This window comes from Pontibacter qinzhouensis, assembly GCF_008017455.1.
Taxonomy (GTDB): Bacteria; Bacteroidota; Bacteroidia; order Cytophagales; family Hymenobacteraceae; genus Pontibacter; species Pontibacter qinzhouensis.
Genome location: NZ_VRTY01000051.1, coordinates 36,615 through 43,548 on the forward strand (window position 1 = coordinate 36,615; position 6,934 = coordinate 43,548).

At 47.2% G+C, this 6,934-nt stretch carries 7 protein-coding genes; 4 read left to right on the top strand and 3 right to left on the bottom strand.

Features of this window, described 5'->3' with window-relative positions:
- Window positions 1–80: 80 nt before the first annotated feature.
- The 4 genes from FVR03_RS14000 (at window position 81) to FVR03_RS14015 (ending at window position 3,836) form a co-directional block, all read left to right on the top strand.
- The gene (locus FVR03_RS14000) at window positions 81–1,451 is read left to right on the top strand and encodes an NfeD family protein (protein WP_147922383.1); all 1,371 of its coding nucleotides are present in this window, start codon (window positions 81–83) and stop codon (window positions 1,449–1,451) included.
- Between the two features lie 160 nt (window positions 1,452–1,611).
- On the top strand, window positions 1,612–1,950 hold the full coding sequence (locus tag FVR03_RS14005; protein ID WP_147922384.1) for a hypothetical protein: 339 nt from the start codon (window positions 1,612–1,614) through the stop codon (window positions 1,948–1,950).
- A 695-nt stretch (window positions 1,951–2,645) separates the two neighbouring features.
- Window positions 2,646–3,389: a 3-deoxy-manno-octulosonate cytidylyltransferase gene (gene kdsB / locus FVR03_RS14010; RefSeq protein WP_147922385.1), complete on the top strand. Its 744-nt coding sequence runs from the start codon at window positions 2,646–2,648 to the stop codon at window positions 3,387–3,389.
- 15 nt (window positions 3,390–3,404) lie between these two features.
- A complete protein-coding gene (locus FVR03_RS14015; protein ID WP_147922386.1) occupies window positions 3,405–3,836 on the top strand; it encodes a hypothetical protein in 432 nt (143 codons plus the stop codon).
- Window positions 3,837–4,244: 408 nt separating this feature from the next.
- Here FVR03_RS14015 and FVR03_RS14020 read toward each other — a convergent pair whose 3' ends face one another.
- The 3 genes from FVR03_RS14020 to FVR03_RS14030 form a co-directional block, all read right to left on the bottom strand.
- Window positions 4,245–4,592 (bottom strand): translation initiation factor, encoded by a 348-nt coding sequence (locus tag FVR03_RS14020; protein ID WP_147922387.1) that lies wholly within the window; start codon window positions 4,590–4,592, stop codon window positions 4,245–4,247.
- Window positions 4,593–4,621: 29 nt separating this feature from the next.
- Window positions 4,622–5,518, bottom strand: coding sequence for a diacylglycerol/lipid kinase family protein (locus tag FVR03_RS14025; protein WP_147922388.1), 897 nt, complete (start codon window positions 5,516–5,518; stop codon window positions 4,622–4,624).
- A 291-nt stretch (window positions 5,519–5,809) separates the two neighbouring features.
- Complete coding sequence (locus tag FVR03_RS14030; RefSeq protein ID WP_147922389.1) at window positions 5,810–6,661, bottom strand: universal stress protein; 852 nt, start codon at window positions 6,659–6,661, stop codon at window positions 5,810–5,812.
- Window positions 6,662–6,934: the final 273 nt, after the last annotated feature.

Below are 6,934 nucleotides of genomic sequence, written 5' to 3' on the forward strand. Positions count from 1 at the left end.
TATTGCATTAATTATCCAGTCTTCTTTTTTAGCTTTTTAAGCTAAAAGAAAGGCCGCATTACTTAACTGGTTCCCAATTTATGAAATCTCTAGCAAAGCAACGCCATGCACTTTTCCTGTTTGGGCTTGTCTGTTACCTGCTGCTCTCGTTCAGCGCTGCAGCGCAGGCCCCTAAACCCAAAGTTTTCGTCATGAAAATTGAGACGGAGATTGATCCGCGCACCAACCGCTACAGCAAGCTGGCACTTGAAGAAGCCACCAGGCAAGAGGCAGACTATGTTCTGCTGGAGCTGGACACCTTTGGCGGTGCCCTGAACGATGCAGACGAGATAAGGAAGCGCATTCTTGAGTACCCGAAACCAGTGTATGTGTTTATTAATTCGAACGCAGCCTCTGCCGGGGCTCTTATATCGCTGGCCTGCGACAGCATTTACATGTCGCCGGGGGCTAATATTGGTGCTGCCACTGTTGTTGGTGCCGATGGACAGGCAGCTCCGGGCAAGTACCAGTCGTATATGCGCTCCATAATGCGGTCTACAGCCGAGTCGAACGGTCGTAACCCGCATTTAGCCGAAGCCATGGTAGAAGCCAGCGTAGACAGCACCCTCTCTGCTGGTCAGGTGCTGAGCCTTACCACTGCCGAGGCCATAAAGCTTGGTTTCTGCGAAGGCCGCGCTGCCAGCATTCCGGAGGTGCTCCAGTTGCTGAACCTGCAGGATGCCGAAGTAGTTAATTTTGAACTGGGCACTGTTGATAGAATCATTTCGTTTTTTCTGAACCCTTTTCTGAGCGGCTTGTTGCTGCTCGTTATTTTAGGAGGCCTCTATTTTGAGTTGCAGACGCCCGGTGTCGGGTTTCCGCTGCTGGCCGCGCTGGTGGCCGGTTTCCTGTACCTGACTCCCTACTACCTCAACGGGCTTGCCGAGAACTGGGAGATCCTGTTGTTTATACTTGGTCTAGTGCTGATCGGGCTGGAGGTGTTCGTTATTCCTGGTTTCGGGATAACAGGCATCAGTGGCATTGTAGTCGTGTTTCTGTCGCTGGTGCTGATAATGGTCAATAACCAGAACTTCGACTTTACCTTTGTAGCCTCCGAAGAACTTATGAAAAGCATGATTGCAGTGGTAACAGGCATGATAGGTGCTGTTATTCTTATTACACTTACCTGGAAGCATGTGGTTGGCAGCAAGGCGATGCAACGCATGGTGCTACAAACCACCTTCGAAAGCAAAGACGGGTACCGCTCGGCCAATAACACCGACCACCTGATCGGGAGAACCGGCATTGCCCACACCCGCATGGTACCCAGTGGGCGTGTTTTAATAGATGATGTGCTGTACGATGCTCAGGCCTTAGACGGCTACATCGAAAAAGGAGAAACGGTGCAGGTAATGGACCAGAGCACCTTCTCGTTGCGCGTAAAGCGAACCGACATAAAAACGGTAAGTTAACAGTTTACCCAGCTTTAAAGCAAGATATTGCCAATGCGCCTGAATGCACGTTTTGTAGGGCTGAACCTCTGCCCCTGTAGAACCATGTTCTACGCTTTGCACTTTTAGCAGTAAATTTAATTAAGCTGAATTAAGCCTCACATTTCTACCGATTATATACATGAAAACTGCCTTCCGAGTACTTCTTGCCCTTTTTACGCCAATGGTCTTCAGCGCCTGTTCCAGCTCCGGCAATACCCTAACCGAAGAAACAAATGCGACGCTGGTGTGGTCGGGCGAGTACATGGCAGATGGTTGCGGGTTTCATCTGGTGGTAAACGATACGCTCTACAAGCCTGAAAACGAGAACACACTTGACGAGGCTTTTAAAACAGAAGAACCCACGGCAGTAAAAGTTAAATTTGAGCGCCTTCAGCAGAAAATAGACAGACGCTGCGGCCTCTCCACAGAAAGCAGAGCCATGGAAGGCATCCGGATTATCTCGATTAAAAAGCGGTGACAGGTGGTTAAGTTAGCCCGAAGTTAAAGTACAGTACCTTATCCACTTCCTGCTTGGTTTTCAGATTGTTTGAGCGGTTTGTACACTAAGTGGCAGAACCAATAAGGCCTTCCATACCGCTTTGCAACTATGATAGTTAGATTAATACTGTATGAAGTACTCTTAAATTATAGATGACGACACAACTTATCTGAAATCAACAATTAAGTTTTTCATTTTATAGACTGCGACATAACCTTTCGGATTTCAAAGCTTGGTTTTTCAATTTCAATAGTAAGATTAAAAAAGTCCTGTTTCCTGATACCTGTGTTCTGTTTCTCGAACTATGCAATTTCGATTTCCGGAAAGTTACGACGCCAACTATAACAGGATTAACATAAAATCTTGTGTCCTATGACAGATGGCAATACAGGTTCGGATTCCAATAAGTTAAGTCACCATCTATATTAGTTATTTATTAGGCCAAGCGAAGGTCCGCACCCTTGACCCAAAAATCCTTAAAATCCTTCTGAAGGCCTTTTTCATTACAATAATTCACATTAAAGCACCTGTAACATTCAAAAAGGGCTGCCGAAACAGCAGGAAAAGCCAGATTCGGACTAAAAAATTGGAGGTTCAGCTGAAATACTCCACCTGCTTCTGTATTTTTACACCGGACTGCGAACAAACCGGTCCTTGAACAGCAAGCGACTACTATGGACATATTGGGCATTATACCGGCACGCTTCGGCTCCACCCGTTTTCCGGGCAAACCTCTTACCGAAATCAAAGGCAAATCCATGATTCAGCGGGTGTATGAGCAGGCCAGCAAAGCAAACCTGGCCAAAGTACTTGTAGCTACCGACGACCAGCGGATTCTGGAGCATGTGCAGGCATTCGGGGGAAACGCCGTTATGACCAGTTCCCATCACCAGAGCGGTACCGATCGCTGCTTCGAGGCTTACCAGTTGCAGGAAACGCTTTTTAGTTATGTGATCAATATTCAGGGAGACGAGCCTTTTATTAAGCCGGAGCAAATAGACCTGGTAGCCGATTGTTTCAGGAAACCAGCCACACAGCTGGCTACGCTCATTAAGGAAGTGAAAAGCCATGAAGAACTTTTTAACGTTAACTCTCCGAAAGTAATCGTAAACCTGGCCAAAGAAGCACTTTATTTCAGCCGGCAGCCAATTCCGTATTGCCGCAACGTGCCCATAGAAGACTGGCACCTGCAGCACACTTACTACAAACATATCGGCATTTACGGTTACCGCACCGATATTCTGGAGCAGATAACACAGCTGCCTCCTTCGGGCCTGGAGCTGGCCGAGTCGCTGGAGCAGTTGCGGTGGCTGGAGCACGGCTTCCGAATTTCGACGGCCGTTACCACTCTCGAAACGTTTGGAATAGACACGCCGGAAGATTTGCTGAAGGTGCAGGCAGCCCTTGCTGAAGATTAGGCCGACAAGTTTCTGATGAAAAACTATGTATTACTTCGGTTTGTAAAGCTGAACCTGTACTTTTTTAGTGCCTACAGCCTGCTTACCGGGTTGTGGTATGCCTTTACCAACCGTTTCGAAACGGAGGCAGGCACCGCCGTAAAAGAAATAATGCTGAATGCGGCAATCTTCAGCCTGCTTTTTACCCTGCTACTATTGTTGTGGTACCGAAGAACCCGATTATTAGTGGCCACCACCAAAATAAGTTACCCTGAACTTCAAAAACGCCTTTCCGACATGGGCTATGAGCAGGTGAAACTAAGCCAGAAATCGAATACAGAAGTTTACAAACCTACCCCTCCCAAAGCAGCCGCTATGGCCGGAAAGCTTTTTGTTAGCAAATCGCCGAGTTTCTATATTATTGAAGGCCCTGCCCGCCTCCTAAAGCAACTCGACCCTAAGGCCTAAGACCCTTAAAACAGCTCCGGAAGGCCCTTTTTATTTGAATAATCGGCGGTTGTTGGTTGTTAGTCGCTAATTGCTGAATTGTCAAATGATTGATTTTCCAACTTGGAGATTTGGAGATGAAGAAGGAGAAATTTTGAATGAATGTATGAGTGAGTAAAAAGTCACTCTTTCTTCTCCTGTGCAAAAAGTAGTGAAATAGTTACAGCAACGCTACGCCACAGGCTTTACATCTGAAGATTGATCGCAGGTGCAAACACCCTTGTACGGAGAATGAAACGACCATGCCCTCACGGGTACTGTCTCCGTGCCTACTATAGAATAAAACCTTTTGGCAGCTGATCACTATTAGGAAGATTTTTCAGCTTATAACTAAGGAAGGATCTAACATCTAGTTAATAAATTCTATTCTCAACCACCTGCTTTTTTAGCTTTGTAGCCGGCTGCCTGCAGCACCTGCAGTACCTTATCCCTGAAATCGCCCTGAATCAGAATTTCGCCATCTTTGACACTGCCACCTACCCCGCATTTGTTTTTAAGGAGTTTACCTAGCTCTTTCAGGTCGTCGTCTTTGCCCACGAAACCAGAGACCAACGTTACCTGCTTGCCCGCCCTGGCCTTCTTGTCGAGCTGTACCTTCAGGTTCTGCTGCTGCGGTGGCAGGGTTTCAGTTTCCTGGTCCTGGTCGTAGGCGTAGTTAAAGTCGGAGTCGGTAGAGTATACCACCCCCTGGCGTCCTTTTTTATTTTTATCGCTCATACTATAAACAGCCTCATTCGGCTATGTGCTTATGTTCTTTTAATAGGAGTTACTACTTTTAACGATTGCGGCAACATTTTGATGCTGAAGTCTGAAGCCTCGCCCAGGTACTCGCCATCGGCGTGGTACATGATCTTATGTGCCGTGCTTACTTCAAAAGCATCTGTCTTAAAATACTCTGCCGTATCAGGACTTGCTTTTTGTTTGGTGAGCATGCTGTAGCTCAGGTTCAGGGCTTTTACAACATCCAGTTTCCGGACGAGGCAAATATCAAACAACCCATCTTGTATATCAGCGAATGGTGCAATGTAGGCGTTATTGCCGTATTGCGCTGCATTGGCAATAGCCAGCACATAGCAGTCGGTGGTAAGGGTGGTGCCGTTTATTTTTATGCTCACGGGCAGGTGGTTGTAGTGCAGTACCTCTTTCAGCACAAGCTCCACATAGGTTTTGAGTCCTCGCTTTTTGTTACCGGCAAACACCGAACTGATGTAGGCATCAAAACCGATTCCTCCCGCTGTAAAAAAAGCATGCCCGTTTATGGTTCCGCTGTCGATGCGAGTAATGTTTCCTTCGTTTATTACCTGCATCGCCCCCTTCAGGCTCATGGGCACGAGCAGGTGCCGAGCCAGGCCGTTGCCAGAGCCCTTTGGCAGCAGTGCCAGCGCTGTATCGGTGTAGAGCAGTCCGCGGGCTACTTCGTTCATGGTACCATCGCCTCCTACGGCCACCACCACGGCGCATCCCTCCTGCGCTGCCTGCCTTGCCAGGTCGGGTGCATGGCCGGCGTACTCGGTAAACACTACATCGTGGCTGTATTTCTGGTGGTCCAGGTACTCCTGAATCCGGTTCACCACATTTTCGTTGCTACGTGGGCCCGACTTCGGATTTACAATAAACCGGATATGCGGCAATAGCTGAACCATGCTGAGGCTGTTAGTTTCTATGGATTACGACAAACAGCGTTACTGCTGCTGGCGCAAATTTAAGCCTTTCTGTGGCATAACAAAAAAGCCCGGCCTGTTTACACAAACCGGACTTTCTGAAACAACTTTTAAAATTTATTCCGCTGCCGTTTAAACCCTCCAGCTTTTACTTCTGGTATGGCTAAATGTTTTTTACTACAGCTTTATGTCAATTATTCAAATAAAAACGGCCTTCAAAAGGTAAATCGTCAAATAACCGTCAAGGGTATATGGCTGCAGAGCCATATACTGCTAACCTAAATGGAAGGTTAGTACTGGCAGGTCGGCATGGTTTACGAGGTCTTCGGCTATACTGCCCCGTAGCAGGTGGGCAAAACCGGTTCTGCCGTGTGTAGCCATCATGATCATATCTGCCTTGATTTCGTTTGCAAACCGCAGAATGCCGTCTTCTTCGTTTGCATCGTTAAACACGCTGATTGTGTAATTCTGCAGTTTGTACTTATCGGCCACCTGCTGCATCTGGGTCTTCAGGTTCTCAGTAGATTCGAAGTTACCAGGTGTGTTGATGTACACCAGGTGTAGTTTTGCACCAAAAACCTGCTGAAAATACTTGAAGCGCTCAAACGCTGAACTAGCCTCTTTTTTAAAATCAGAAGCCAGCACCAGGTCGCGCACTTGAAACGAATCGTGATGCTTTTTGACCGTAAGCACCGGGCATGGAGCTATTCGCACTACTTTCTCAGTGTTAGAGCCCACCAGAAATTCGTTCATACCGCTGGCACCTTTGGAGCCCATCACAACCAAATCGATGTTATCTTCTTCAATAACCCGTTTAATTTTGCTGAACACATGGTCGGTATCCACATCTTCCACAACCTCTACTCCACTTCCGTGCACCGACTGAATAAGGGCATGCATCTGGGCTTTGGTTCTTTCCAGCAGTTTCAGCGTAAAAATATAGTCCATGTCGGTTCTGGTATTCATGGTATCACCGGTAGCGCTAAACGAGGAGGTGCTGTACGGCAGGTCGAGTGCGTGGAGCAGTTTTATGGTGGCACCTGTTTTTTGCGCAATAGCAATAGCTACCTCAAATGCATGTTGCGCCTGTTCAGAAAAGTCGGTGGGTACTAGAATCCTTCTCATGGTTTTATTCTATTTTGGTGTTGTAATTAATAAAACAAAAGTAAGCCACTATTTGCCTGTGTAGGATGACATTTCTCAACCCGGAGCATGACCTTTGTGCACCAATATACGAATTCTTAAATATAATTAACCATAAAAAAAGCCCACCAAGGGGTGGGCTCTCCTATTATTTTACATGATTATCATCTTAGCCAATGCGCACAATCAGGTCGGCGGCACGCTGCGAGTAACCGGCCTCGTTGTCGTACCAGCCCACTACCTTCACCAGCGTAC